The sequence below is a fragment of the Marinovum sp. PR37 genome (genome assembly GCF_028807375.1).
In the GTDB taxonomy this organism is placed as follows: domain Bacteria; phylum Pseudomonadota; class Alphaproteobacteria; order Rhodobacterales; family Rhodobacteraceae; genus Marinovum; species Marinovum algicola.
In genome coordinates this window covers 1-25,768 of sequence record NZ_JARAML010000006.1, presented here as the reverse complement: position 1 = coordinate 25,768, position 25,768 = coordinate 1, and the positions used below count along the sequence as shown (strand labels likewise).

Genomic DNA, 25,768 nt, shown 5'->3' with positions numbered 1-25,768 from the left:
TCTCAGGAGCGAAGGCCATGATCCGCCTTGCACCGCGCGCCCTGGCAGTCTGGGCCGCCCTTGTCCCGCTCGCCGGGCCGGCCGCCGCCGAAGCCGAAACCGATCTGGGCGCCCATGTCACCATCGAGCTCAATGCCGTGGTGCCGGTCGATGCCGCCTGCCGGATGAGCTTTCTGATCCAGAACGGCCACGCCAGCGACATCCGCCAGGCGGTGCTCGAAGCGGTGCTGTTCGACGATCAGGGCCGGGTCGACCGGCTGACCCTGTTCGATTTCGGCGAACTTCCGGCGGCCCGGCCAAGGGTGCGGCAATTCGTGGTGCCCGATCTGGACTGCGCGGCGCTGGGCCAGGTTCTGTTCAACGGCGCCGAAACCTGCTCCGGCGACGGGCTGAGCCCGACGGCCTGTAGCGAGGGGCTCGAACTGCGCAGCCGCGCCGGCGTCGAGGTGCTGGGATGATCGCCGCGCTGCAACAGGCCGTCACGCGGATCGCCGATCTCGGCGGCCCGGTGGTTCTGCTGCTGGCGGCGCTGTCGGTGCTGGTCTGCGCCGTCGTGCTCTACAAGCTCTGGCAGTTCGCCGCCGCCCGGGTGGGCAGCCACCGCGCCCTGAAACTGGCGGTCGCCGCCTGGGACGCGGGCGAGCCCGGCGCGGCGCGGGACCATCTCGGGCGGTCGCGCAGCTATCTGCGGCCGGTGATCGACATGGCGCTCTCGGAACAATCCGATCCGCACCGGCTGGAGGCCGAGGCAGAGGCACGTTTCGCCCGGCTCGAGAGCGGCTTTCGCCTGCTCGACAGCGTGGCGCAGCTGGCGCCGCTTCTGGGGTTGTTCGGCACCGTTCTGGGGATGATCTCGGCCTTTCAGGCGCTGCAAGAGGCCGGCGCGCAGGTCGATCCGTCGATCCTTGCCGGCGGCATCTGGGTCGCTTTGCTGACCACCGCCGTCGGGCTTGCCGTCACCATGCCAACCGCGCTGATCCTGAGCTGGTTCGAATCGCGGATGGACCGCGAGCGGGTCTTTGCGCAACAGGCGCTGCACAGCATCCTCGCCCCCGAAACCCGGGTCGCGCCCGCCCATGCGTAGGCTCCGGCGGCGGCGCAGGCTGTCGATGACCTCGCTGATCGACGTGATCTTCCTGTTGCTGCTGTTCTTCATGCTGTCCTCGACATTCACCCGCTTTGCCGAAATCGAGCTGGCCGCCGGCGGCACCGGCGGCGGGGCCGGCAACACCGGTCGACCGGTGTTCCTGCGGCTGTCGCCGGAGCGGCTCAGCCTGAATGGGGCCGAGCGTACCTTGGTCGGCCTGCCCGCCGCGTTGAAGGCGCAGCAGCGGACCGATGGCGCATTGCCGGTCATCGTGGCCCTGACCGGCGCGGTAACGGCGCAGCGCCTGACCGACCTTCTGGCCACCCTGCGCCGGGTGCCGGGCCTCACTGTCACGGTACTGGAGACGTCATGATCCGCAAACCGCGCCCACGCAGCCAAGGCGAACCGACCATTGCACTGATCAACATCGTCTTTCTCATGCTGATCTTCTTTCTCGTCGCCGGCACCCTGGCGCGGCCGCTGGACAAACAGTTGACGCTGGTGCGCACCGCCGATCTTGCCGGCACCGCTCCGGCCGACGCGCTGGTGATCCATGCCGACGGCCGGCTCACCTGGCGCGGGGCCGAGACCGCCTCGCCCGAGGCATTCTTTGCCGCGCAACCGCCCGAGAGCCGGGCGCTGGTGCGCCTGGTGCCGGACCGCGATCTGCCAGCCACCGATCTGCTGCGCATCGGCCGCGCGCTGCGCGCCGCCGGGGCCGCGCGGGTGGTGCTGGTCACCGAACGGGGTCTGGCGTCATGATCGCGTCGTCGCGCACGGCCAAGCTCGCGGCGCTGTCATTTGCGGGCCTCGCCCATGCCGCCATCGCCCTGGCGCTGGCCGCCCCCGGTGAAACCATGACCGAAGGCAGCGGCGGTGCCGCCGAGGTGCGCCTGGGCAATGCCTTTGCCGATATGGCCGCCGGGGCGCTCTCGGCCCAGACGGCGCGGGATACGGTGGCGCACGCGGCGCCAGAGGTTGCGCCCGTGACGGCAGAGCGCCCCAATGTCCTGCCCGCGCCGCAGGTGCCGGGCATTTCCCTGCTCAAGGCGGCGCCGGCGTCCGACCTGGCACCAACCCGCCCCCGCGAGGTCGTAAGCGGCGAGACGCCCGACACCGCAACGCTCGCCCGCTCGCCCCGGCCGGCGCAGCGCAGCGCCGCATTCGAGCAAAGACACCAGACGGCCCGGCCCCAGCCGACCTCTCAAGCGCGCAAACCCCAAGCCCAACCGGCGCCCAGACAGGCCAAGTCGGCGCCGGCCGAAGCCAGGCAGGAGACCCGCGCCGGCAGCAACGCCGGCACCGCGACCGCCCGCGCCCGGTCCAGCGGCAGTGGCGGCGCGGCGCAGAGCGCCGGTACGGCGGCCGCCAGCACTTACCCGGGCCTGGTGATGCGCAGGATCGCGCGCGCCGGCCGGCCCGAGGGGCGGGCCCGGGGCGCGGCGGTGGTGGCCTTTTCGATTTCCCCGGGCGGCGGTTTGTCGGCGATCTCGATCGCGCGCAGCTCGGGCACGGCGGCTTTCGACCAGGCGGCGCTGGCGGTGGTGCGCAATGCCGCCCCCTTTCCCCGGCCGCCCGCAGGCGCGCGGCGGAGCTTTTCGATCAGGATACAGGGGCGCTGAGGGGGCGGCCTAACGCGCCACAACCACCGCGCGCCCCCTGTGCGACAGCACCTCGAAGGGCGTGTCGAACACATCCGCCAGCATCTGCGAGGTGAGCAGCGCGGCGCTTGCGTCATGCGCCACCACCCGGCCGTCCTTCATCGCGACGATCCGGTCGGCCCAACCGGCGGCGGCGTTGATGTCATGGAGTACGATCACAATGCTGCGCCCGCCGCCGCGCGTCAGCCCGTGCAGCCGCGCCATCAGGTCGCGGGCATGGCGCGGATCGAGCGCATTCAGCGGCTCGTCAAGCAGCATCCAGGGCGTGTCCTGGGCATAGGTCATGGCGATGAAGGCACGCTGGCGCTGGCCGCCGGAGAGAGTTTCCAAGGGGCGTTCGGCGAGACCCTGCAAGGAAAACGCCGCCAGCGCCGCCTCGACCTGCGCGGCATCGCGCGCGCCGGGGCGGCCGCGGTGATGCGGCCAGCGGCCAAAGGCCACCAGATCGCGCACCTTCAACCGGCTGACCACCACCGGCGATTGCTGCAACAGCGCCACCGCCCGCGCCCGCTCTTCTCCCGGGGCGGTGAACGGGTCGAGCCCGTCGATCCGCACCCGCCCGGCCACGGGCCGGTTCAGCCCCGCCATGCAATGCAGCAGCGAGGATTTTCCCGCCCCGTTCGGCCCGATCAGCGCGGTGATGCCGCCGGGTTCCAGCGCCAGGCCAACCTGGTGCAGGATGGCGGTGCCAGCCACCTCATAATTCAGCCCGTCAACCTCGATCATTGGCGCCCCCTGCGCAGCACGAGCCCGAGAAACAGCAGCCCGCCCAAAAATTCGACCACCACCGCCAGCGCCGACTGGCTGCCCATGAGCCGTTCGAAGAGGAATTGCCCGGTCACCAGGATCAGCGCCCCGATCATCGCCGCCGCCGGGATCAGCACCGCGTGGCGATGGCTGTCGGTCAGGTGCCGGGCGAGGCTGGCGGCCAGCAACCCGAGAAAGGTGATCGGCCCGACCAGCGCGGTCGAGACCGAGATCATCGCCGCCACCAGCATCAACGAAACCAACACCACCCGGTCATGGTCGAGCCCGAGCGCGCGTGCCGCGCCGCGCCCCAGCCCGGCCACATCCAGCGCCGGCGCCAGTCGCAACGCCGCCAGCAGAGCCGCCGCCAGCAGCCCGGTGGCGGCGGCCAGCTGTCCGCCGTCGACCCGGCCGAAGCTGGCGAACATCGCCTGTTGCACCACCGAGAATTCCGACGGGTCCATCATCCGTTGCACCATCGAGGCCAGCCCGCGCAGCAGCACGCCGAGCACCACGCCGGTCAGGATCATCCGCGTCACATCCGAGGCATCCCGGCGCAACAGCAGGCCAAAGAGCGCCGTCGCCGCGGCCATCAGGAACACCGCCTCGAGGACAAATCGCCAGGCCCCCGGGATCTGCGCCGCGCCGACGCCGCCGAGGGCGACCACCAGAAGCGTCTGAAGCAGCACGAAAAGCGCATCGAAGCCGACAATCCCCGGCGTCAGCAGACGGTTCATCGCCACGGTCTGAAACAGGATCGTTGCGGCACCAGTGGCCGCGCCGACACAGATCAGCGCCGCCAGCTTGGTGGCGCGCAATTCCAGGATGAACCCGAAAGGCGCGCGCAGATGCCACCCCAGGAAGGCCGCGCTAAGCGCGCAGAGCGCCAAAGCGAGCAGCGGCAGATGTCGCTCAGCCATGGGCGCGCCTCGGGGCGGCGTAGAGCAGCCAAAGGAATACCCCGGCGCCAAAGACGCCAAAGACCGTGGCGGCGGGGATTTCGAAGGGATAGCGGATCACCCGGCCGATGACATCCGCCGCCAGAACGAGCCCGCCGCCGCCCAGCGCGATCAGCGGCAGGTTGGTGCGCAGGTTGTCGCCGCGCCAGCGCGACACCAGGTTCGGCGCCACCAGCCCGACAAAGGGAAAGGCGCCGACCGTCACCAGCACCAGCGCCGTCAGGGTCGAGACGATCACCAGCCCCAGCCCCCGGGTCTGGGTGTAATTCAGCCCCAGAGAGCGCGCCTGTGCCTCGCCCAGCCCCAGGATGGTGATCCGGTCGGCCACCGCGTACAGCAGCCCCGCCAGCAGCGCCACCGCCCAGAGCCATTCATAGCGCCCGATCATCACGCCCGAGAATTCGCCCAGTTGCCAGGTGCCGAGGTATTGCATCAGGTCGGTCATCCAGGCCGCCCAGACCACAATGGCCCCCAGGATGCCGCCATAGATCATGCCGACGATGGGCAGCATCATCGGATCGGCCCGCGGCACCCGTTCGGCCAGGGCGATGAACCCGGCCATGCCGGCCAACGCGGCCCCGGCAGCGATCAGCATCTTGCCGGCCAGAGCCAGCCCGGCGCCGGCCAGAAGCGCCGCCGCCGTGCGCGGAATGCGGCTGACCATCAACAGCCAGCCCCCGTCCCCGTCGGACAGCGAGGCCGCGCCGATCATCAGGCTGAGCAGGCTCAACCCGGCCAGCACGGCCCATGCCAGAGGCCAAATCCGGCGCAAGGATCAGCTGTCCGCGCGGCCGAAGGCCGCAATGACTTCGTCCAGCACCTGCATCACCGCACCGGCACCGCCCGAGGCGATGTAAAGCGAGGCGGCGTCGAGATGGACGATGTGGCCGTCCTGCGCCGCCTTGGTGCGGGCAATCAGCGGATTGTCGAGCGTGGCCGCCGCCGCTTCGCCTTCGGCGCCGATCGCGGCGCCCCGGTCGATCACCAGAATCCATTCGGGGTCGATGTCGGCGACGAATTCGAACGAGACCGCTTCGCCATGAGTTTCGGCCTCGACGTTCTCGGCCGCTTCCGGCAGGTCGAGCGCGCTGTGCAGCCAACCAAAGCGGCCGCCGGCGCCATAAGCCGAGATCTTGCCGCCGTTGGTCAGCAGAATCAGCGCCGATCCCTTGCCGTCCACCGCTGCGCGGGCCTCTTGCAGCCGGGCTTCGAGCGTCTCGGTCAGCCTGGCGGCGCGGTCTTCGACGCCGAATATCGTGCCATAGGCGGCGATCCGGGCACCGACCTGTTCGAGCAGGTCGTCGCCCCAAATCGTCATGTCGATGGTCGGCGCGATCTGCGCCAGGTTTTCGACCTGCGCGGAGGAGCGGCCGCCGGCGACGATCAGGTCAGGCTGCATCACCGCCAGCGCTTCGTAATCCGGTTCGAACAAGGTGCCGACCACCTCGGCGCTCTCGGCGGCGGGCTTGAGATGGTCGAGAAAGACCTTGTCGGGCAGGCCGTCGATCTCCTGGCCCAGCGCGACAAGCGTGTCGACGGCGGCAATGTCGAAAACGGCGATGGTTTCGGGGTGGCTGGGCACGGGGGCCGGGCCGGTGGCGGTCTCGACAGTAACATCGCCGGCCAGCGCCGGCACGGCAAGCGCGGCACCGATGAGGCCGCCGAAAAGGGTCATGCGCATGGATCGCTCCTGTTCTGGGTGCAATCGCGTGGCTGGCGGGTCGGCTTGGCTTCGCGGGTGTGCAGCGGTGTTAACGGATTGCGCGGCGCGGCTGCAACCCGAAATCCGACTGAAACAATCAGGAAAATGCGACAGGGCGCCGGGCCCGTGCGGTGTCAGAACACCTTGGTCACGCCGAACTTGAAGGTTCGGCCCGGGGCCTTTCGCTCGGGCGACGAAAGATGGCCGACGTAGTCGAGATCGAAGGCATTCTCCAGCCCGACCCGAAACTCGGTCTCCTGGAACACCCCCTGCTCTGGCCGGAAAGTGGCACGCAGGTTGTGCACCGTGGCATCGGGCAGCGCCTCGACGGTGGAATCGCGGCGGTCGGTGCCATGCACCACTTCCCAGCTCAGATCCAGGCGGTCATTCCAACGCTTGCCCACCGTCAGGTTGACGGTGTCGGCGGCCTGGATGCGCCAGCGCTCGGTATCACCGGCGGTGTCGGTCTCTTCGCCATGGCCGACATGCGCATTGAGATCGACATACAGCCCGTTTTGCAGCCCGTACGAGGCCTCGAGCTCGAAGCCCTGGACATTGACCCGCTCGAGCGAGGCGTAGCTGGTGATGTCCCAGAGCTCGGTCCGGTAGAGATTGCCCCGCATCGCCAGCGTATCACCCGCGGCAAAGACATCGGCGCCGCCGAAAGAGGCACCAAGCTCGTAGGTCTCGGACTTTTCGCTGGTGGTCATCTTGTCGATGGCGGCCGCGGTGTCGCCAAGATCGTCGATGATCGGCAGGCCTTCGGTATAGGCCGCGCTGCCAAAGACGGCAAAGCCGTTGTCGAATTCATAGGCCAGCGCCAGACCGCCCATGAGCGCATCGTTCTCGTAGCTGTCGAAACTGTCATTGGCGGGGGTGACCCGCGCGCTCTCGAACCGCAGCGCCGGGGTGACGGTCAGCCGGCCGAGACGCATCTCGTCGATCGCATAGACCGCCAGACGGTCATCGGTGCCGCCCGGTGCGCTTGCGGCCTCATTGTCCTTGCGCCGGCGTTCCTGCACCTCGACGCCGGTTTCCAGGCTGTGGCCGATCCCGTCGGTGCCGAACCGCGCGGTATTGGCCAGTTTCAGCTTGGTCGTCTCATACCGCTGATCGGCATTCACCGTGCCCACAAGGAAAGGGAAGCTCGGCGTGCCTTCCAGTGGCGAAGACCCCGGCACATAGTCATATTCGATCTTCTGATCGGCATAAGACAGGTTGGCGGTGAAATCGACGAGGTCATTGCCCAGCGGATTGTAGCCATATTCCACGCTGGCCTGGGTGGTATCGGTCAGCCGGTCGACATTGCCGAAACTGCCGCCGGTGGTGGCAAACTGATCATACGGCACGTCCTTGTCATCCGCCACGGTGCGCGAGACCGAAAAAGTCAGGCTCTGATCGCCCATCTCGCCAAAGGTGAACCGGGCTTTGGCCAGCCCGGACGGGGTGGTAAAGGCGGTATTGCCAACCACGTCGCCATCACCATCAAGATAGTCGTCATAGCTGCGATAGGAGAAGTTGAGCAGGAATTCGGCCTGATCGTTCGGCTGCCAGGCCAGCGTGGTCGAGCTGCTGACACCTTCACCGTTGGAACTGTATTCCGCCGTCTGCCCGACCGCGAGCCCATGTTCGCCGCCGGTGAAATCCGCGGCGTTCTTGGTGTCCAGCTTGACCACGCCGCCGACGATGCCGGAGCCATAGGCGAAACTGCCGATGGTGCCGCGCAGGACGGTGGCCTCGCGATAGAGCAGCGGATCGGTAAAGAGCTGGGTGCCGATGCGATACAGCTCTTCCGAACCGACCGAAGCACCGTCGATCTGGATCGCCACCTTCTGATCGGTGCCATAGGTGTTGTTGGCGCCAAAGCCGCGGATGTTGATGCCCGAGCCCTGCGGCGTGTTGCCGTTGACCAGGGTCACGCCGGGCACGGAATCGATCAGCTGCGCGATGGTGCCTGCCTGTCGGTCCTCGATCTCGTCCTGATCGACGACGGTCTGCGCCACCGCCGAGCCGACGGCGATGTCGCGTTTGCCGAAGGTCAGAAACAGCGTTCCGAGGAACCCGGCGCCGGGGGTGTCCTGGGCCTGCGCCGCGACGGGCGCGGCCAGAGAGAGCAGTGTGACCAGCGCGGTCGAGCTGCGAAGCGGAGTCATGAACATGACTGTCCCCTTTATGAAGTGAGGTGTTTTCGGGATGAGGCGCTGGCGTGGGGGCTGGCGGGCGCGGCGGCCACGGGGCGGCGGCGCAAAACATGGTTGCGGCAGTTAAGTTAACCTACTAAAACAGTCAAGAAAAAGATGCCCGCCAGCGATCTCTCCCGAGCGCCCAGCCACGCGTTGCAACCTTGTCGACACGAAGTGAGGGACCTGATGGCTCAAGAGACGCCGGGCGCGGCCGAAATCCGCGCGGCCATTGCCGAAAATTCCAAGATGCGAGAACGGGATCTGGCCGAGAGGCTGGGCATTGCCGAGGCCCAGCTTGTTGCCGCTCGGGTCGGCCACAGCGCCACCAGGATCGCCGCCCACCCCGACCGGCTGATCCCCGCCGCCGAGGCCTTGGGCGAGGTTATGGCGCTGACGCGCAATGCCTCTTGCGTGCATGAAAAGGTGGGCTGTTACAGCAACTACCGGTCTGGCGAACATGCGGCGATGGTGCTGGCCGAAGAGATCGACCTGCGGATCTTTCCGGCTTGGTGGGTGAGCGCCTTTGCGGTCGAGAAACAGACGGCGGGCGGGACACGGCGGTCGTTGCAGGTGTTCGACGCGGCCGGCGAGGCGGTGCACAAGATCCATCTGCGCCCGGCATCCGATCTGGCGGCCTGGGAGAGGATCAAGGCCGCGCTGGCGCTGGAGGCGCAATCCGACGCGCTGGAGGTGGCCGCCCGCAAACCGGCCGAAGCGCCGAAGACCCGGCCCGAGAAACGCGAGATCCTGTTCGAGAAATGGGCCCGGCTGACCGACACGCATCAGTTCCTGCGGCTCTGCGTCAAGCTCAAGATGAACCGGCTTGGCGCCTATCGCATGCCGGGCAACCCCTTTGTGCGGCCCCTGCCCCCCGGCGCGGTGGACGAGATGTTCACAGGCCTGCGCGACAGTGGCATCGACTTCATGTTCTTTGTCGGCAATCGCGGTTGCATCCAGATCCACAGTGGCCCGGTCAAACGGCTTCAGGAAACCGGCCCCTGGCTGAACATCCTCGATCCCGGCTTCGACATGCACCTGCGCCGCGATCACATCGCCGAGGTCTATGCGGTCGAGAAACCCACCCAGCGCGGCGCGGCACTGTCGGTCGAGGCCTTCGATGCCGAGGGCACGGTGATCTTTCAGGCGTTCCCGGTGTCGAAAGAGACCAATGACAGCCGCCCGCGGTGGCGCGAGATCGTCGCCGGGCTGGAAACGCGGGCCACGGAGGCGGCGGAATGAAACGGCAGAGCTTTGGCGCCGTGATGGCGCTCTGGGTGGCGGTCTCCGGTGTCTTCGCGTCCGGGTCGGCCAGCGCGGATCAGCCGGTCGCCGGGCCCGTGCCGCCGGCCGGGGTGCTGGCGATCGGCGGCGACGTGACCGAAATCGTCTATGCGCTAGACCAGGGCCACCGGTTGCTGGCACGCGACAGCACCTCGACCTGGCCCGAAGCGGCGCGCGACCTGCCCGACGTGGGCTATATGCGCGCCCTGTCGCCGGAAGGCGTGCTGTCGGTCGGGCCGTCGCTGATCCTCTCGGCCGAGGGCGCCGGCCCGCCCGAGACCCTCGATGTGTTGCGCGCCGCCGACATCGATTTTGTCGAGGTTACCGGCGGATTCGATGGCGCCGCCATCGCCGCCAAGATCCGCACCATAGGCGACGCGCTCGGAGTGCCCGGCAAGGCCGAGACACTGGCGCAGGAGGTCACCACGGCGCTGGCGGCCGCCAAGGCCCGGGCCGACGCAAATCCTGACCCGCGCAAGAGGGTGCTCTTCGTGCTCAGCGCCGCAGGAGGCAAGCTGACGGTTGGCGGCGCCGAAACCGGCGCCGATGCGGTGATCCGACTGGCCGGCGGCGTGAATGCCGCCGAAGGGTTTGACGGCTACAAGCAACTTACCGACGAGGCCGCGGCGGTGGCCGCGCCCGACGTGATCCTGATGATGGAACGCGGCGGCGATCATGGCACCACCGCCGATGTGCTGTTCTCGCTGCCGGCGCTGGCGATCACCCCTGCCGCCGACACCCGGACTCTGATCAAGATCGACGGGCTGAAACTGCTCGGCTTCGGCCCGCGCACGGCCGAGGCGGTGACCGAGCTCAACACCCTGCTCTACGGAGGCTGACACAATGGTGGCGCTGTCCGACGTTCTGCCCGGCACCCGCCCGCCCCGCCGACTGGACCGGGCGCGGCGACTGCATCTGCTGCTGGCCCTGCTGGTGGTTCTGGTCTCACTGGCAAGCCTGACCGTGGGGGCGACCGGCCTCTCGCTGGGCGATGTGCTGGCCAAGGGCCTGCGCGGCGATGCGCTGAGCCGCACCGAATCCGTCGTGCTCTTGGACATTCGCCTGCCACGGCTGGCGATGGGGCTTCTGGTGGGAGCGGCGCTGGCCACTTCCGGCGCCGTCATGCAGGGGCTGTTCCGCAATCCGCTGGCCGATCCCGGCATTGTCGGCGTCACCGCCGGCGGCATGCTGGGCGCGATTCTGGCGATCGTTCTGGGCGGCCTGCTGCCCGCAGCGCTGCGCGCGCTGACCGGCGCCTATCTGGTGCCCTGCGCCGCCTTTGTCGCAAGCTGGGCCACCACGATCCTGCTCTACCGCGTCTCGACCCGCGCCGGGCGCACCTCGGTCGCCACCATGTTGCTCGCCGGGATCGCCCTGACCGCCCTGGCCGGGGCGCTGGCCGGCGTGCTGATCTACAAGGCCGACGACCAGCAGCTGCGCGACCTCACCTTCTGGAACATGGGCTCGCTCGCCGGCGCCAACTGGGCCAAGCTGACAGCCGCTGCGCCGATCATCCTGACCGCCATCGCCGGGGCGCTCTGCCTGGGGCGCGGGTTGAACGGCCTGGCGCTTGGCGAGGCCACGGCGCATCACATCGGCATTCCGGTGCAGCGGATGAAGAACGCCGCCATCCTCTGCGTCGCCGCCGCCAGCGGCGCCGCCGTCGCCATCTCTGGCGGGATCGGCTTTGTCGGCATCGTGGTGCCGCATCTGCTGCGGCTGGCCACCGGACCGGACCACCGGGCGCTGCTGCTGAACTCGGCGCTGCTGGGCGCGGCGCTGCTGGTCGGCGCCGACATGATCGCGCGAGTGATCATCACGCCGGCCGAATTGCCGATCGGTATCGTCACTGCCGTGCTCGGCGCGCCGGTCTTCCTCTGGATCCTGCTGCGGCAACGCGGCGTGGTGGACCTCTGACATGCTCGACGTGCAAAATCTCCGCGTCTCCCTCGGAGGCAAAACCATCCTCGACGGGCTGACCCTGACCGCCCGCCCTGGCCAGATCACCTGCATCGTCGGCCCGAACGGCTCGGGCAAGACCACCTGCCTGCGGGCGATCACCGGCGATCTGCCGTTTGCCGGGCGCATCGCTCTCGGCGGGCAGGACATCGCCCGGCTCTCCCCGCGAGAGCTCGCCGCCCTCAGGGGGGTGTTGCCGCAGGCCAGCACCCTGGCCTTTCCCTTCACCGTGGCCGAAGTGGTGCAGATCGGTCTGCATCGCGGCACCTCGGGCGCGCAATCAGAACGCATTCGAGCGGCGCTGGGCCGGGTCGATCTCGGCGCCTATGCCGACCGGAGCTACCAGGAGCTTTCGGGCGGCGAACAGCAGCGGGTGCAACTCGCCCGCGTGCTCGCCCAGGTCTGGGAGCCGGTGGCGGACGGGGTGCCGCGCTGGCTGTTTCTCGATGAACCGGTGTCCTCCCTCGACATCGCCCATCAACTTCAGGTCATGCGCATCGCCCGCGACTTTGCCAGCGCCGGCGGCGGCGTGGTTGCCGTCATGCATGACCTCAATCTGACCGCCATCTGCGCCGACAAGGTGATCCTGCTGGCCGCCGGCGCCTGTCATGCCCAGGGCACGCCCGGCGACGTCATGACCAGCGACATCCTGAACCGCGCCTATGGCTGTGCCCTGAATGTCGGGCAGATTCCCCCGCCGGGCACGCCCTTTGTCCTGCCGCACCTCGCGACGCTTGCCGCCGAATGACTTAAACAGGAGACCACAGATGTTCCTTGCCATGAACCGCTTTACCGTGCCGCTGGAAAACGCCGCCGATTTCGAAGAGCTCTGGCTGAGCCGCGACAGCAGGCTGCATGAGATGGAGGGTTTCGTCGAATTCCACATGCTGAAAGGCCCCGAAGAGGCGGGCAGGATTCTCTATGCCTCGCATACGCTCTGGCAGTCCGAGGCGCATTTCACCGCCTGGACCCGCAGCCCGCAGTTCCGCGTGGCCCATGCCCGCGCCGGCACCGGCCCCACGCTGCACGACGGCCATCCCCGCTTCGAAGGCTTCCGGGCGATCCAGCGCATCGCGGCGGATGCCGCCTGACCCCAGCGGCCGTCAGACCGCCTGGTCGCAGCGCACCGCGCTTTCGGCCAGCTGCCGCAGGTGCTGTGGCGTGCCGGCGCAGCTGCTCTGCACCTCGGGACAGCGCGGCGCGAAGAGGCAGCCCCGCTGCGCCGCAAAGGGGTCCGCCGCCGCGGCGCCAAGCTTCTGCTCGGGCATGCCAAGCGCGGGATCGGGCAGCAACGTCGCCGCCAGCAAGGCCCGCGAATAGGGATGCCGTGGCCGGTCGAACAGGGCGTCGGTGGCGGCCTCTTCGATCTTCTGCCCGAGGTACATGACGGCCACCCGGTCGGCCAGATGCTCGACCACGGCGAGGTTGTGACTGACAAAGACCATGGTCAGGCCCAGCTCCTGCTTGAGCGACAGCAAGAGGTTGATGATCTGCGCCTGGACCGAGACATCCAGCGCCGAGGTCGGCTCGTCACAGATCAGAACTCGCGGATTCAGGATCAGCGCGCGGGCGATGGCCACCCGCTGGCGCTGGCCACCCGACAATTCCGAGGGATAGGAATCGGCCAGCCGCGACGGCAGGCCGACGAGATCGAACATCCGCGCCACCTCGGCCGCTTCGTTGCCGCCACCGTGCAGTCGCAGCGGCTGGCCGATCAGGCTCTGGATGCGCTTGACCGGGTTAAGCGAGGCGTTAGGATTCTGAAACACCGGCTGGATCAGACGGACGCGTTCGGCCACCGGCATGGCGCCGATCTTCTGCCCGGCGATCTCGACCGCGCCGCTGTCGGGCGATTGCAGGCCCAGCATGATGCTGACCGCCGTGCTCTTGCCGCAGCCGGATTCGCCGACCAGCCCCAGGGTCTCGCCTTCGGCCACCTCAAGCGACAGATCGTTGACCGCCACCAGCTCTTCGACCGGGGCGAACATGCCGCGCCGCAGGCGATAGGCCTTGCGGATGTTGTGCAGGCGGATCATCGGGGCGGTCATGTGCTGGCCTCCTCGGGGTTGACACATTCGACAAAGCGGCCCGCACCGATCCCGTGGCGCGGCACCGGATCGGCCGCGCAATCCGGCGCCGCCTGGGCGCAGCGGTCGCGGAAGGCGCAGCCCCGCAGCGTGCCGATCAGCCCGGGAACCCGCCCCGGGATCGCCGGCAAGGCGCTGCCGCGCGGCGTGACCCCCGGCACCGGGATCGCGGCCAGCAGACCGCGGGTGTAGGGATGGCGCGGACGGACAAAGAGATCGCGGGCCGGGGCGCGTTCGACGATCCGCCCGGCATACATCACCGCCACATCATCGGCGATGGCCGCCACCACCCCGAGATCATGGGTGATCAGCAGGATCGACAGCCCGAGATCGGCCTGCAACTCGCCTAGTAACTGAAGGATCTGGGCCTGGATGGTGACGTCGAGCGCGGTGGTCGGCTCATCCGCGATCAGCAGTTTCGGGCGGCCCATCAGCGCCGAGGCGATCATGATGCGCTGGCGCTGGCCGCCGGAAAAGCCGTGCGGATATTGCGCCAGCCGCGCCGCGGGATTGGAAATGCCCACCCGCTCGAGCATCTCTACGGCGCGGGCCTCGGCCGCCCTGCGGCTCAGCTTTTCGCTGCGCATCACCCCTTCGGTCAACTGCCGCCCGACGGTCAGCGTCGGGTTCAGCGCGCTGGTCGGATCCTGAAAGATCATCGCCACGTCGCGGCCGCGCATCCGGGCCAGCCCGGCGGCCGGTTTGCGGGTCAGATCCTGCCCGGCCATTTCGAACCGGTCGGTGGTGATCTGCGCCTGACGCGTCAGAAGCCCCATGATCGACGTGGCGGTCAGCGATTTGCCGCAGCCGGATTCCCCGACAAGACAGAGCGTCTGACCCCGCGCGATTTGCAGATCGACGCCGCGCACGGCGTTCAGCAGGCCCCGCTCGGTCGGAAGGGAGACCCGAAGGTCGCGGATATCGAGCATCATGTCAGTCATTTCCGTGCCGGCCCCGTGATGTCGCGCAGCCCGTCACCAAACAGGTTGACCGCCAGCACCAGCAGGCAGAGCGCCGAGCCCGGCAGCGCGATCAGCCAGGGGTCGAACAGGATATTGTCGCGGCCCTCGGCGATCATCAGTCCCCAGGACGGCGTTGGCGGCCGCACCCCCAGTCCGAGAAAGGACAGCGCCGCTTCGAGCAGGATCACATTGGCCACCTCGAGCGAGACCACGACCAGGATCGTGGCCCGCATGTTGGGCAGGATCTCGAGAAACAGGATGCGCGCGCGGCAGGCGCCGATAGCGCGCAGGCCCATGATGAACTCCTGATGCCGCAGGCCCTGCGCCGCCGCCCGCGTCACCACGGCGAAGCGGTCCCAGAGCAGCAGGCCCAGCACCGTGATCAGGGTGGTCAGCGAGGCCCCGCCCAGCGCCACCGCCGCCAGCGCCACCAGCACGATGGGCAGAGAGAGCCGGGTGGTGATGGCAAAACTAATCACCATGTCGATCCAGCCGCCGAAATAGCCGGCCAGCAACCCCAGGGTGATGCCGATGGCGCCCGACACAAGGATCACGCCCAGCCCGACACCCAGCGACACCCGGGCGCCATGGATCATCCGCGACAGGTAATCGCGGCCCAGGTGATCGGTGCCGAGGATGTGCTCGGGCACCGCGCGGTCATGCCAGAACGGCGGCAGCAGGCGGCGGGTCAGATCCTGCGCCAGCGGGTCATGCGGCGCCAGAACCGGGGCCAGCACCGCAATCGCGACAATCACCGCCAGCAGCGTGCCGCCGATCATCACCCCGGTGTTGCCGCGCATCTTGCGCCAGGCCGAGGGGCGCGCTGTTTCCATGGTTGCTTCGGTCATCTCAGGCCGCTCCCCTCAGCCGCGGATCGAGCACCGCGTTCAGAATGTCGGCGCAGGTGGTCAGCAGGACATAGAGCAGCGACAGCACCAGAATGATCGCCTGCACCACCGGCAGATCGCTGCGCAACAGCGATTCCCAGGCCAGCCGCCCCAGCCCGTTGAGCGCAAAGACGCTTTCGATCACGATCGAGCCGGACAGAAGCTGCCCGAGCTGAACCGCCGCCAGCGATACCAGCGGCAGCACCGCATTGCGCAGCGCGTGGCGCGAGATCACCAGATGCATCGGCAGCCCCTTGGCCCGCGCCGCCCGCACGTAATCGGTGGCCAGAACGTCGATCATCCCGGAGCGGGTGATCCGCATCAGTTCCGGCACGGCGTAATAGCTCAGCACGATGACCGGCAGGATGAAACCCTGCCAGCTTTCGGCACCCGAGATCGGCACCATGCCGTACCAGACGCCAAAGACCACGATCGCCATCAGCCCGAGCCAGAAGCTGGGGATCGCCTGCCCCGACACGGCGATGATCAGCGCAATGCGGTCGATCCAGCCATTGGGGCGCAGTGCCGCGGCGATGCCCAGCGGCACCGCCACCGCCAGCGCGACCAGGAACGAGATGAAGCCCAACGTCAGCGTCACCCCGACGCGGTTGCCGATGATCTCGGTCACCGGCAGATTGAAATAGATGCTCTGCCCCAGATCGCCGGTCACCGCGCTGCCGATCCAGTCGAGATATTGCACGATCAGCGGCCGGTCGAAGCCATAGGCGATGCGGATCGCCTCGGCGTCCTCGGCGCGGCCACCGGCGCCGGCGATGGCGATCGCCGGATCGCCCGAGAGGAACATCAGCGCGAAACTGAGCGCCGAAACCGTGACGCAGACGCAAAAGGCGACAAAGAGACGCCGGGAGAGGAAGCTGAGCATGGGGTCTTTCCGTTCATGGCGTGCCGGGCGGCGGGAAGCGCTCCGCCCGGCACAGGTCGTCAGTGAGGTCAGCCTATTTCCAGCTTGCCATCCACCAACGGGCGAACTCATCCGGGTGCGGGGTGAAGTTTAGATCGTTGGACAGGCCATAATTGACGTTGAAGTTGTACATCGGCATCCAATAGGCCTCTTCCGCGATCTTCTTGACCGCCATCGCATAATTCTCGGCCCGCACCGCGCGATCCGAGGCGGTGTCGGCCTCGGTCAGCCATTCGGCCAACTGCGCGTCCTGCACAAGATCATCCGCGCCGCCGCCAAAGAAATTCGACAGGATAAAGGCGGTGTCGCCGATGCCGTAGCTGCCCCAGTTCGAAAAGAACGCCGGCAGCTCGCGGGCCCGCCACTTGCCGATGCCGGAGGAATATTGCTGCTCGTTCAGCTCCAGATTCACCCCGACATTGGCCAGGTCGGCGGCCACGGCCTCGGCGGTCGGGCGCGGCATGGCGGCAAAGACCATCTCCATCTCGAAGCCGTCCGCATAGCCCGCTTCGGCCAGCAACGCCTTGGCCTTTTCCGGGTCGAAGTCGTAGGCGGTGACATCCTGTTCGCAGCCGAATTGCGCCGGGTTGCAGGGGGTATTGAGCACTTTCGACGCGCCGCCGGCAAATGCCTCGACAATCGCGCCGCGGTTGGTGGCGTGGATCAGCGCTTGTCGCACCTTCTTGTCGGCGATCGGGCTGTCGCCGGCCAGCGCCTCGGGGGCAAAGCCGACATAGCCGATGCGCATGATCGGCGCGCTGATGATCTGCACCCGGCCTTCGAGCCGCGCCGCCTGATCCGGCGGAATCCGCCAGATCCAGTCAAGATCGCCCGACATCAGCTCGGCATATTGGGTGTTCATCTCGGGGATGGTGCGCACGGTGATCGCGTCGATGGTGGCGCCGGCCTTGGGGCTGCCTGCGTAATGGTCCTCGAACCGCTCGAGCTGATAGCGAATGCCCGGCTCCTGGCTGACCAGCTTGTAGGGGCCGGTGCCGATGGGCGTGGCCGCCATGCCGCTTGATCCGTTTTCGGCAAAGAAGTCATGCGGGTAGATCGGCAGCGCATCGGCCAGCATCTCGACCGCGCCGGCAAAGGGCTTGGACATGTTGATGCGCACCTTGTAATCGTCCAGCTTCTCGACGCTTTCGATCCAGTCGACCGAGATCGAATAGCGGGTGCCGTATTCCGGGGTGATCACGGTGTTCAGCGTCGTCACCACGTCATCGGCGGTGAAATCGGCGCCGTTGTGGAACTTGACGCCCTGACGCAGGGTGAATTCCATGGTCAGCGGGCCGGTGAATTCCCAGGATTCGGCCAGCGCGGGCACGATCTCGCCGGTGTCGAGGTTCTTGTAGAGCAGGCCGTCGTAGATGTGCCGCGCCAGGATCAGGCCCTGGCGGCCGGCGATCTTGTAGGTGTCGAGCGGCTCGGGCTCGGCGGCGAAGGCGACGTTCAGCGTGTTGCTGGCCTTGTCGGCGCTGGCCGGCGTGCCAAGCGTCAGGGCGGTACAGGCGGCCAGCGCCGCCAGTCCGGTCAGGGATGTCTTGAAGATGTCAGTCATGTTTCTCTCTGTTGGTTGGCTGATGGGGAGGGGGAAGGCCGGCCGGTTTTCCGGTCTCTGGCGGGATCAGGCGGCGCGGGTGATATCGGCAAGGGTTTCCCCGGCGCGCAGCCGCGCCAGGAGCAGGCGTTCCTCGGCCTGCATCTGGCGGGCGCGGCGGATATGGGCCTCGGCCTCACCGGGCGGGATGACCACAACGCCGCTCTCGTCGGCGAGCACCAGCTCGCCGGGGCGCACAGCGACGCCGCCGCAGTTGATGGTGACATTGACGGCGCCGCCCAAACGGCGCGGTTTGGTGGTGACCGGCGAACGGCCACGGCACCAGACCGGAAAATCCTCGGCGAGGATCGCCGAGCGGTCGGTGACAAAGCCGTCGATCACCGTGCCGACCACGCCGCGCGCCTTGGCGGCGCAGGTGGTGACCGCGCCCCAGCAGGCATGGCGCAAGTCGCCGCAGCGATCGATGACGATCACCTGCCCCGGTTCGGCACGCGACAGCGCCTCGACCAGGATCGAGCCATCGTCACCGGGCATCCGCACCGTCAGCGCCGGGCCGAAGATACGGCGCTCGGGCAGCAGCGCCTGAAGCGCGGGGGCCATGAAACCCGACTCGAGAAAGTGCCCGAGTGTCGCGGTTTCCACATCAGAGAGATCGTCTTGTGCCGTCATGCCCTGTCCTGACCTTTGGGGTTGCCCGTAGAGAAGACGCACAGGCACGGTCAGGGTCAAATAGTCGGGGGTTATGGCAACCATAACCCCCCTTTCGCACCGCTCAGAGCGCGGCGGTGACGATGAACTCCACCTTGTACTCCGGCGTCGCCAGCTTGGCCTCGCCACAGGCGCGCGCCGCCGGGTTGGCCGGATCGATCCAGGCGTCGTAAACCGCGTTCATTTCCTGGAAATCGCCCATGTCGGCCAACCAGATAATGACCTGCAACAGCTTGGATTTGTTGCTGCCGGCCTCGTCCAGCAGGGTATCGATAGCGGCCAGGCAATCGCGGGTCTGGGTCGCGACATCGGCGCCGGCGGTGCCGACCTGACCAGCCAGATAGACGGTGTCGTTGTGGATCACGACCTGACTCATGCGGGGGCCGGGGTGAAGACGGGTAATGCTCATGCTTCTCGCTTTCTGATTAAAACTTCGGCAAGCTTAGCCGACCCTGCACATTCCTTACAGGCTGGCTTCATAGCCGGAAAGAATGGCATTAATAGAGTCGCCTTATGTTACGGTTGCCTCAAGAACAGGCACTCCGGCCCTGAACAGAACTGAAAGTTAAGACCCCGCATGGATCAGCAATCGGACCTGAACTGGAACCTGCTCCGCATGTTCTATGTGATTGCCAAGGAACAAAGCATCACCAAGGCCGCCCAACGCCTGGGACTCAGCCAGCCTTCGGTGAGCAATGCGCTGCAAAAGCTCGAAACCCAGCTCGAATGTCAGCTGGTGTTTCGCGACAGCCGCCACTTCGAGCTGACGACGCGGGGCGACAAGATCTTTCAGGAATGCCGCGACATCTTTCACAGCGCCGAGCGGATCAACCTTCTGGGACGTGACGCCGAAGAGGAAGAGCGCGGGCGGGTTCGCTATCTGATCGTGTCAAACCTGATCTCGCCGATGCTCGACGAGATGCTGCGGCTCTATCACCAGCGTCACCCGTCGGTGGTGTTCCAGAGCGAGGTGAAGAACAGCCAGTCGATTGTCCGCTCGATCCAGCAGAACCGCGCGACCCTGGGCTTTTGCCTTCTGGCCCGGCCGCTGGTCAACCTGCCCTCGATCCGGCTGTTTCGCGAGGAATTCAGCGTGTTCTGCGGCGCCGAACATCCGCTGTTCGGCCAGGACTCGGTCAATCTTCGCGATCTTCAGCGCGAGCCCTTCATCTCGTTCGCCTGCGCCACTGAGGGCATGGGGCTGGAGCCGATGACGGTGCTGCGCGAGGGCATGCGACTGGGCAACAGGATCAACGGGCTGAGCACCAATATCGAGGAAATCCGCCGGATGATCGTGGCCGGGCTGGGCATTGGCCTGCTGCCGCTGATGACCTCGGACGAGGATGTGCGGCGCGGCGACCTCTGGCCGCTCAAGATCTCGGACGAGCCGATCGGCGCGGATGTCTATCTGGTGCATGCTCCGATGGAGAAGCTTTCCCCATCAGAGCAGAAGTTCGTGGCCATCGTGCAGGAGCTTCTGGCGCTTTATCCCGACATGGCCTGACCGGCTGCCAGATCGGCCGCCGCCAGATCCTGAAGCGCCATGCCGGCGGATTTGAACACCGTGCGCGCCGCCGCATCGCTGCGGCCGGGATGCCGCTGCTGGCACAGCTCGGCAAGGTCGGCGCGGATATGCCCGGGCTCGATCCGCCCCGCGTCCAGCGGTTGTGACAGATCGCCGGCCAGCATCGCCCCGGCGCGCAGATCGACAAAGACCTGCGCCTGCGCGATCGCCCGATCGTCGCTTTCGCGCATGTCGCCCTTGAAGGCGCCGATCAGGTCGAGGTGGCTGCCCGGTTTCAGCCAGTCGCCCCGGATGATCGGCCGGGTCGAAGCGGTGACCGTGCTGATCACATCCGCCGCCCGGCAGGTCGCCTCCAGATCCTCGGCCACCTCGGCCGGCAGGCCAGCCTGGGCCAGCTCTGCCGCCACCGCCGCCGCCTTGTCGCGGCTGCGCCCCCAGATCGACACGCGGTCATAGCTGCGGGTGGTGCAATGCGCCTCGGCCACCGCGCGCGAGAGCTGGCCGGTGCCGACCACCAGCAGATGCGCCGCATCCCGGCGCGCCAGATAGCCGGCGGCCAGCGCCGAGGCGGCGGCGGTGCGCCGGGCGGTCAGCGCATCGCCGTCAAGCGCCGCCTTCATCTGGCCGGTCTCGCCATCGAACAGCAGATAGCCGGCGTTGATCGTCGGCCGGCCCTTGGCGGCATTGGCGGGAAAGAAGCTGACAACCTTGACGCCGATGCGCGCCCCCGGCACCCAGGCCGGCATGATCAGCAAAGAGGCCTCGCTGCCGTCGGGCTGGGCGATGGAGAGCACTTGCCGGTCAGGCGCGGTCACCGCATCGCTGCGATACCAGTCCCGCAGTTGCGCGATCAGCTCGGGCCATCCCAGCCCGGCCTCGAGCGCGTCATGTCCGATCATCACGCTCATCGGTCGGCCCGGTTGACGACCGCATGCATCAGGATGTTCAGCCCGGCGAGGAAATCCTCGGGCTCGCAATGCTCTTCGTTGTTGTGGGTGATGCCGTTCTTGCAGGGGGTAAAGATCATGGCCGTCGGGCAATGGGTGGCCAGGAAATAGGCGTCATGACCCGCCTGGCTCTGAATGTCGCGCCAGTTGAAGCCCATGCGGATCGCCTCGTTGCGCACGCCGTCGATCATCTCGGCGTCAAAGATGTCGCCGCCCCATTCCCATTCGTCTTCGATCACCGCGTCGCAGCCGCAGCGGGCGGCCGATTCAAACAGCGCCCGGCGCATCTTTTCCGCCATCGCGCGGGTGGTGATCGGGTCGGGGTGGCGCACGTCGCAGACCGCTTCGGCGGTGTCCGACAGAATGCCCGGCTTGTTCGGCCAAGCGGTCAGCCGCGCGGCGGTGGCCTTGCCGTCATGCACCGCGAAATCCCAGCCGATATCGTCCACCGCCGTCAGCCAGCGGGCGCCCGCCGCCAGCGCATTCTTGCGCAGGTCCATCGGCGTCGGCCCGGTGTGCGAGGTCTGGCCCCTGAACGATGCCCGCATGCCGCGCACCGGATAGCCGCCGGTGACGACGCCGACCTGGCGGTTTTCGGCATCGAGGATCGGCCCCTGCTCGATATGCAGCTCGAAATAGGCGTCGATCTCGCCGGCCTTGCAGGTGCGGTCGCCCTTGTACCCGATCCGCTCCAGTTCATCGCCGAAGCGCGCGCCATCGTCGCCCACCAGGTCATGCACCCAGTCGATGTCGTATTTGCCGATGAAACAGCCCGAGGCCACCATCGGCGGCGAAAACCGCGCGCCTTCCTCGTTGGTCCAATCGACCACGACAATCGGTCGTTTGGTGACATGGCCGGCGTCGTTCAGGCTGCGGATCACCTCGAGCCCGGCCAGCACGCCGGCAATACCGTCGAAGCGGCCGCCGTTGATCTGGGTGTCAAGGTGGCTGCCGATCAGGATCGGCGGCAGATCGTTGTCACTGCCGTCACGGCGGCCAAAGATATTGCCCGCCTCATCCACCTCGACCGCCAGCCCCGCCTCTTCGCACCAGCGGCGGAACAGGTCGCGCATGCTGCGGTCGTCGTCGCTGAGCGTCAGCCGCGACAACCCGCCGGGCCGGCCTTTGCCGATCGCGCCAGAGGCTTCGATGGTCGACCAGAAACGATCAAGGTCGACGCGGGTATCGGGGAGCAATGGCATGGGAACCTTCTTTCTTTCAGGAGCCGGGGATCAGAACAGGATCGCCGGGAGATCGGTAATCAGAACGGGAAACAGCACCAGCAGCAGCAGCACGCCGACCATCACGCCGAGGAACGGGACAAGATATCGGAACGAGGCGCTGAGCGGGATTTCCCCGACACGGCAGGCCGCCATCAGGTCGATGCCGAGCGGGGGCGTATTGGCGCCGATGGCGAGGTTGATGGTCAGCAGGATGCCGAAATAGACCGGATCGATGCCGTAATGCGCCAGGATCGGCAGGAAAACCGGCGCCAGGATCAGGATGATCGCGATGCTTTCCATGAAAGTGCCGAGAACCAGCAGCACCAGCATCATGAGCAAGAGCGCGACAGTGCCGCTTTCGGTCGCCTGGGTGATGCCGGCGACGGCCATCTGCGGCACCTGCTCGGCGGCGAGGATCCAGCCGAAAACCGAGGCCGAGGCGATGACCAGCAGGATCACGCCGGTCATCTCGGTGGTTTCCCGCAACAGCCGCATCAGCGTTGCCAGCGTCAGTGCACGGTAGACAAAGACGCCGATGAACAGCGCATAGGCCACGCCGATGCCGGCGGCCTCGGTCGGGGTGAAGATGCCCAGCCGGATGCCGCCGACGATGATGATCGGCGCCAGCATGGCCAGGATCGAGCCCTTGGCGGCGCGGCCCAACTCTCCCCAGGAAAAGGGCTCGCCGCCCTGCCAGCCATTGCGGCGCGAAATCCACCAGGCCACCAGCATCAGCCCGAGGCCAAGCAGGATGCCGGGGATGATGGCGGCGACAAAGAGCTGGCCGATCGAGCTGTTGGTGGCAGTGCCATAGACGATCAGCACGATCGACGGCGGAATCACCGTGCCGAGCGAACCGGCGCAGCCCAGCGCCGACGCCGAGAACCCCGACGCATAGCCCTGATCGCGCATCGCCGGCAGCATCATCGTGCCGATGGCGACCACATCGGCCACGCCCGAGCCCGAAAGCGAGCCGAACATCATGCAGGCGATGATCATCACCATCGCCAGCCCGCCGGTGCGCCGCCCGATCAGCGCCGCGCAAAAGGCGATGATCCTGGGCGCCAGCCCGCCGTGGACCATCAGCAGCCCGGCCAGCAAGAACAGCGGGATCGCCAGCAGGGTGAAACTGTTGATCCCCGCCACCGCGCGCTGCGCCACGACGATCATCGGCGCGGCATCGGCAATCAGCAGGTAGAACATCGATGACAGGCCAAGCGCCACGGCGATCGGCGCATCCAGCAGCACCAGAACAGCAAAGACAATCAGCAGAAGTGCAAGCGCAAGGCTCATTCCCGCCCCCCTTTCAGGATCAGACCCAGCAGCGCGAACCCGCAGCAGACCGGCAGTGACAGGTAGAACAGGCCGACCGGCAGTGAGAGCGCGGTGGTCTGATGGCTCCAGGTTATTCCGGTCAGCCGGGCGCCGGTCCAGATGAACACCCCGAGAAAGACAGCGCTGGCCAGCCAGGCCAGAATCGCCAGCCCGCGGCGCAGAAGCGGTGGCAAGGCGATCAGGTCGAGCAGCCCGGCGCGAAAATGCGAGCCACGCACGAAGCCCGAGATCGCGCCGACAAAGGTCAGCCAGACCAGTGCCAGCCGCGGCAGTTCTTCGGCCCAGCGCGGTGTCGAGGAAAACAGGTAGCGCGAGATCACCACATAGACGACCATCGCGGCGAACCCCGCCACCAGTGCCGCGCCGGACCAGCGCGCGGCGCGGTCGATGGTTCCGGCCGCGCGCAGCGACCCGTCTTTCAATGTCATGGGTTCAGAAATCCTTCGGGGCCGCGGCAGAGCGTGCATTCGTCGCAATAGGCGGCCACAACCACCCATTCATCCGAGATCACCTCGACCGTGTGGTCGAGCCCGGGCGGCAGGCGCACGGCGGTGCCTTCGGTCATGTGGTAAGTTTCGCCCCCGGCGCGCAGGATCGCCTCGCCTTTCAACGTCAGCGTCACCTCGTCGCGGGGATGGCTGTGGGCGGTGGATTTCGCGCCCTTTCGGCCGGTGGTCACGGTCAGCTTGAGAAAGCCCTCGCCGCGCGCCGCCGGAGAAAACAGCACTTTCTGCGAAAAGTCGTAGAGTTGCACCGGCTCGACCGATGCAACTTCTGTTATTTCCGGCCGCAGGCTCATTTCCGGTACTGGTCGAGCACGCTCAGCAGCTCTTCGCCATAGACATCCTTCTGGCTTTCCCAGATCGGCGCCACGGCGTCGATGAACGCAGCCTTGTCGACTTCGTTGAACTGCATGCCCTTGTCTTTCAGCTTGGCGATCAGCTCGTCATTGGCGGCGGCGACCATGTCGCGCTGTTGCAGGCCCCAGGACGTGGCCGCCTCCATGACGATCTCCTGATCCTCGGACGCGATCTTGTTCCACGTGGCGTTCGACATGGTCAGCGTCGCCGCGCCCCAGATGTGCTCGGAGAGCGAGACATATTTCTGCACCTCGAAGAAGGAGGCCGAATAGATGATCGCCAGCGGGTTTTCCTGGGCGTCGAACAACCCCTGTTGCAGCGCGGAATACAGCTCGCCGAAGGACAGCGGCGCAGGCTCGGCGCCCAGGCCTTCAAAGGTGGCGAGGCGCACCTTGTCCGGGGTGACGCGGATTTTCAGGCCGGCGAGATCCTCGGGGGTCTCGATCGGACGGACGTTGTTGGTGATGTTGCGGAAGCCGTTTTCCCACCAGCCGAGCACCTTGATGCCCTTGGCGTCGAGCATGCCGGCCAGTTCGGCGCCCAGTTCGCCGTCAAGCGCCGCAAAGGCCTGATCGCGCGCGCCCCAGGCATAGGGCATTTCGATGATGCCCATCCGCGGCTCGATCCCCTGGAACGACCCCGAACCGATCAGACCGGCCTGGACCGAGCCGAACTGCATGCCTTCGATCACTTCCTTTTCGCTGCCGAGTTGGCCCGAAGGGAAGACCTCGATGGCAACCCGGCCGTCGGTGCGCTGGTTGACCTCCTCGGCAAAACCGGTGGCCGCGACATGCCAGCTGTGGCTCTCGGGCAGGACGTGGCCGAGACGCACCGAAACTTCGGCAGCCAGGGCGGCGACGGGCGCCAGCCCGGCAAGGCAGGCCGCCAGCAGGCCGGTGCGGATCAAGGGGAAGGGGGATGTCATGTTCGGGTCTCCTGTTGAGCGATTATTGTCGCCGAAGAAACACCGAACGCAGGATTTGCGCAAATAAGCCGGGGCTATGGTTGGAACAGTTTTTCCGAATGGGTCGCGCCCTCCGCCTGGAAAGGCTTTTGCGCCGACGAAAAGCCCCTCCGGCCATACCAGGAAGTACAGCCCTGCGTGCGCTGGTAACCGCCCGATTTAGCTTGCAGTTACCCATAAGTGTTCGTCGGGGGCTTTGCGAGAC

29 protein-coding genes are annotated in these 25,768 nt (G+C 67.1%); 11 read left to right on the top strand and 18 right to left on the bottom strand.

Annotated features, from left to right (window positions below; genetic code table 11):
• Nucleotides 1-17 precede the first annotated feature (17 nt).
• From PVW49_RS06930 to PVW49_RS06910, 5 genes are read left to right on the top strand one after another with little or no spacing between them, the layout of a single operon-like run.
• Complete coding sequence (locus PVW49_RS06930) at nucleotides 18-458, top strand: hypothetical protein (protein ID WP_274590200.1); 441 nt, start codon at nucleotides 18-20, stop codon at nucleotides 456-458.
• Complete coding sequence (locus tag PVW49_RS06925; protein WP_274590199.1) at nucleotides 455-1,084, top strand: MotA/TolQ/ExbB proton channel family protein; 630 nt, start codon at nucleotides 455-457, stop codon at nucleotides 1,082-1,084. Before PVW49_RS06930 ends, PVW49_RS06925 begins: the two co-directional genes overlap by 4 nt.
• Before the next feature lie 25 nt (nucleotides 1,085-1,109).
• Nucleotides 1,110-1,460, top strand: a complete 351-nt coding sequence (locus PVW49_RS06920) for a biopolymer transporter ExbD (protein WP_371398840.1) — start codon at nucleotides 1,110-1,112, stop codon at nucleotides 1,458-1,460.
• Nucleotides 1,457-1,849, top strand: coding sequence for an ExbD/TolR family protein (locus tag PVW49_RS06915; RefSeq protein WP_274590197.1), 393 nt, complete (start codon nucleotides 1,457-1,459; stop codon nucleotides 1,847-1,849). Before PVW49_RS06920 ends, PVW49_RS06915 begins: the two co-directional genes overlap by 4 nt.
• Nucleotides 1,846-2,709: an energy transducer TonB family protein gene (locus tag PVW49_RS06910; protein WP_274590196.1), complete on the top strand. Its 864-nt coding sequence runs from the start codon at nucleotides 1,846-1,848 to the stop codon at nucleotides 2,707-2,709. The genes PVW49_RS06915 and PVW49_RS06910 overlap by 4 nt, the downstream gene beginning before the upstream one ends.
• A gap of 9 nt (nucleotides 2,710-2,718) precedes the next feature.
• Here the strand turns inward: PVW49_RS06910 and PVW49_RS06905 are convergent, their stop codons facing one another.
• The 5 genes from PVW49_RS06905 to PVW49_RS06885 form a co-directional block, all read right to left on the bottom strand.
• Entirely contained in the window at nucleotides 2,719-3,474 is a 756-nt protein-coding gene (locus PVW49_RS06905) for an iron ABC transporter ATP-binding protein (protein WP_274590195.1), read from the bottom strand.
• Nucleotides 3,471-4,415, bottom strand: a complete 945-nt coding sequence (locus PVW49_RS06900) for an iron chelate uptake ABC transporter family permease subunit (RefSeq protein ID WP_274590194.1) — start codon at nucleotides 4,413-4,415, stop codon at nucleotides 3,471-3,473. Before PVW49_RS06900 ends, PVW49_RS06905 begins: the two co-directional genes overlap by 4 nt.
• Nucleotides 4,408-5,226, bottom strand: coding sequence for an iron chelate uptake ABC transporter family permease subunit (locus tag PVW49_RS06895; RefSeq protein ID WP_371398839.1), 819 nt, complete (start codon nucleotides 5,224-5,226; stop codon nucleotides 4,408-4,410). The genes PVW49_RS06900 and PVW49_RS06895 overlap by 8 nt, the downstream gene beginning before the upstream one ends.
• A 3-nt stretch (nucleotides 5,227-5,229) precedes the next feature.
• Nucleotides 5,230-6,135, bottom strand: a complete 906-nt coding sequence (locus PVW49_RS06890) for a siderophore ABC transporter substrate-binding protein (RefSeq protein ID WP_274590193.1) — start codon at nucleotides 6,133-6,135, stop codon at nucleotides 5,230-5,232.
• A gap of 155 nt (nucleotides 6,136-6,290) precedes the next feature.
• Entirely contained in the window at nucleotides 6,291-8,315 is a 2,025-nt protein-coding gene (locus PVW49_RS06885; RefSeq protein WP_274590192.1) for a TonB-dependent receptor plug domain-containing protein, read from the bottom strand.
• A 210-nt stretch (nucleotides 8,316-8,525) separates the two neighbouring features.
• Here PVW49_RS06885 and PVW49_RS06880 point away from each other — a divergent pair, with 210 nt between their 5' ends.
• Genes PVW49_RS06880 through PVW49_RS06860 form a run of 5 tightly spaced genes read left to right on the top strand, consistent with a single transcriptional unit; the run spans nucleotide 8,526 to nucleotide 12,670 of the window.
• Complete coding sequence (locus tag PVW49_RS06880; RefSeq protein WP_274590191.1) at nucleotides 8,526-9,578, top strand: hemin-degrading factor; 1,053 nt, start codon at nucleotides 8,526-8,528, stop codon at nucleotides 9,576-9,578.
• Nucleotides 9,575-10,459: a heme/hemin ABC transporter substrate-binding protein gene (locus PVW49_RS06875; RefSeq protein WP_274590190.1), complete on the top strand. Its 885-nt coding sequence runs from the start codon at nucleotides 9,575-9,577 to the stop codon at nucleotides 10,457-10,459. Before PVW49_RS06880 ends, PVW49_RS06875 begins: the two co-directional genes overlap by 4 nt.
• A 4-nt stretch (nucleotides 10,460-10,463) precedes the next feature.
• Nucleotides 10,464-11,537, top strand: a complete 1,074-nt coding sequence (locus tag PVW49_RS06870) for a FecCD family ABC transporter permease (RefSeq protein ID WP_074836840.1) — start codon at nucleotides 10,464-10,466, stop codon at nucleotides 11,535-11,537.
• A gap of 1 nt (nucleotide 11,538) precedes the next feature.
• A complete protein-coding gene (locus PVW49_RS06865; RefSeq protein WP_274565885.1) occupies nucleotides 11,539-12,327 on the top strand; it encodes a heme ABC transporter ATP-binding protein in 789 nt (262 codons plus the stop codon).
• A gap of 19 nt (nucleotides 12,328-12,346) precedes the next feature.
• Nucleotides 12,347-12,670, top strand: a complete 324-nt coding sequence (locus PVW49_RS06860; RefSeq protein ID WP_274565886.1) for an antibiotic biosynthesis monooxygenase family protein — start codon at nucleotides 12,347-12,349, stop codon at nucleotides 12,668-12,670.
• Nucleotides 12,671-12,682: 12 nt separating this feature from the next.
• Here PVW49_RS06860 and PVW49_RS06855 read toward each other — a convergent pair whose 3' ends face one another.
• The 7 genes from PVW49_RS06855 to PVW49_RS06825 form a co-directional block, all read right to left on the bottom strand.
• A complete protein-coding gene (locus PVW49_RS06855) occupies nucleotides 12,683-13,627 on the bottom strand; it encodes an oligopeptide/dipeptide ABC transporter ATP-binding protein (protein WP_274565888.1) in 945 nt (314 codons plus the stop codon).
• Nucleotides 13,624-14,598, bottom strand: coding sequence for an ABC transporter ATP-binding protein (locus PVW49_RS06850; protein WP_083416037.1), 975 nt, complete (start codon nucleotides 14,596-14,598; stop codon nucleotides 13,624-13,626). The genes PVW49_RS06855 and PVW49_RS06850 overlap by 4 nt, the downstream gene beginning before the upstream one ends.
• Before the next feature lie 5 nt (nucleotides 14,599-14,603).
• A complete protein-coding gene (locus PVW49_RS06845) occupies nucleotides 14,604-15,476 on the bottom strand; it encodes an ABC transporter permease (RefSeq protein ID WP_274590189.1) in 873 nt (290 codons plus the stop codon).
• Nucleotide 15,477: 1 nt separating this feature from the next.
• On the bottom strand, nucleotides 15,478-16,398 hold the full coding sequence (locus PVW49_RS06840) for an ABC transporter permease (protein WP_274590188.1): 921 nt from the start codon (nucleotides 16,396-16,398) through the stop codon (nucleotides 15,478-15,480).
• Between the two features lie 73 nt (nucleotides 16,399-16,471).
• Complete coding sequence (locus tag PVW49_RS06835) at nucleotides 16,472-18,001, bottom strand: ABC transporter substrate-binding protein (protein ID WP_274590187.1); 1,530 nt, start codon at nucleotides 17,999-18,001, stop codon at nucleotides 16,472-16,474.
• A 66-nt stretch (nucleotides 18,002-18,067) separates the two neighbouring features.
• Entirely contained in the window at nucleotides 18,068-18,670 is a 603-nt protein-coding gene (locus tag PVW49_RS06830; protein WP_274590186.1) for an RraA family protein, read from the bottom strand.
• Between the two features lie 103 nt (nucleotides 18,671-18,773).
• Complete coding sequence (locus PVW49_RS06825; protein WP_170850544.1) at nucleotides 18,774-19,118, bottom strand: RidA family protein; 345 nt, start codon at nucleotides 19,116-19,118, stop codon at nucleotides 18,774-18,776.
• A 168-nt stretch (nucleotides 19,119-19,286) separates the two neighbouring features.
• On the opposite strand from PVW49_RS06825, the gene PVW49_RS06820 reads away from it, so the two are divergent.
• Nucleotides 19,287-20,213, top strand: coding sequence for a LysR family transcriptional regulator (locus tag PVW49_RS06820; protein ID WP_074836825.1), 927 nt, complete (start codon nucleotides 19,287-19,289; stop codon nucleotides 20,211-20,213).
• Here PVW49_RS06820 and PVW49_RS06815 read toward each other — a convergent pair.
• From PVW49_RS06815 to PVW49_RS06790, 6 genes are read right to left on the bottom strand one after another with little or no spacing between them, the layout of a single operon-like run.
• Complete coding sequence (locus tag PVW49_RS06815) at nucleotides 20,195-21,133, bottom strand: ornithine cyclodeaminase family protein (RefSeq protein WP_274590185.1); 939 nt, start codon at nucleotides 21,131-21,133, stop codon at nucleotides 20,195-20,197. The two genes, PVW49_RS06820 and PVW49_RS06815, sit on opposite strands and share 19 nt — an antisense overlap.
• 5 nt (nucleotides 21,134-21,138) lie before the next feature.
• On the bottom strand, nucleotides 21,139-22,383 hold the full coding sequence (locus PVW49_RS06810; RefSeq protein WP_048529200.1) for a Zn-dependent hydrolase: 1,245 nt from the start codon (nucleotides 22,381-22,383) through the stop codon (nucleotides 21,139-21,141).
• Nucleotides 22,384-22,413: 30 nt separating this feature from the next.
• Nucleotides 22,414-23,697: a TRAP transporter large permease gene (locus tag PVW49_RS06805; RefSeq protein ID WP_274590184.1), complete on the bottom strand. Its 1,284-nt coding sequence runs from the start codon at nucleotides 23,695-23,697 to the stop codon at nucleotides 22,414-22,416.
• Nucleotides 23,694-24,167 carry a TRAP transporter small permease gene (locus tag PVW49_RS06800; protein WP_274590183.1) on the bottom strand — a complete coding sequence of 158 codons (474 nt, stop codon included), beginning with the start codon at nucleotides 24,165-24,167 and terminating at the stop codon, nucleotides 23,694-23,696. The genes PVW49_RS06805 and PVW49_RS06800 overlap by 4 nt, the downstream gene beginning before the upstream one ends.
• Complete coding sequence (locus PVW49_RS06795) at nucleotides 24,164-24,538, bottom strand: cupin domain-containing protein (RefSeq protein ID WP_244526494.1); 375 nt, start codon at nucleotides 24,536-24,538, stop codon at nucleotides 24,164-24,166. Before PVW49_RS06795 ends, PVW49_RS06800 begins: the two co-directional genes overlap by 4 nt.
• Nucleotides 24,535-25,524, bottom strand: coding sequence for a TRAP transporter substrate-binding protein (locus PVW49_RS06790; protein ID WP_274590182.1), 990 nt, complete (start codon nucleotides 25,522-25,524; stop codon nucleotides 24,535-24,537). Before PVW49_RS06790 ends, PVW49_RS06795 begins: the two co-directional genes overlap by 4 nt.
• Between the last annotated feature and the right edge of the window lie 244 nt (nucleotides 25,525-25,768).